This window comes from Bacteroides caecigallinarum (assembly GCF_016901995.1).
GTDB lineage: Bacteria > Bacteroidota > Bacteroidia > Bacteroidales > Bacteroidaceae > Phocaeicola > Phocaeicola cellulolyticus.
In genome coordinates, this window is the sequence record NZ_JACJLE010000199.1 from 1 (window position 1) to 274 (window position 274).

1 protein-coding gene is annotated in these 274 nt (G+C 48.5%); it reads left to right on the forward strand.

All coding sequences use genetic code 11. The annotated features are described in order from the left end of the window. Positions 1–274, forward strand: a 274-nt coding sequence (locus H6A61_RS15615) for an AAA family ATPase (RefSeq protein WP_204394819.1), incomplete at both ends; no start/stop codon positions are given.

Here is a 274-nt window from a genome sequence, read left to right on the forward strand (position 1 = left end):
GCAAGAATCCGGATGAGTATTCGCTTGCGACAAGATTTGAGGGGGTAATACGAAGAGCGGCGGAAAAGACTGGAAGGAACACTGTAATCCTGGTAGATGAATATGACAAGCCTATGCTGCAGGCTATAGATAATGAGGAGCTGCAGGATGAATACAGGAACACGCTGAAGGCTTTCTATGGGGCGCTGAAATCGATGGACAGGTATATACGGTTCGCTCTGCTGACGGGGGTGACGAAATTCGGAAAGGTGAGTGTGTTCAGCGACTTGAACAA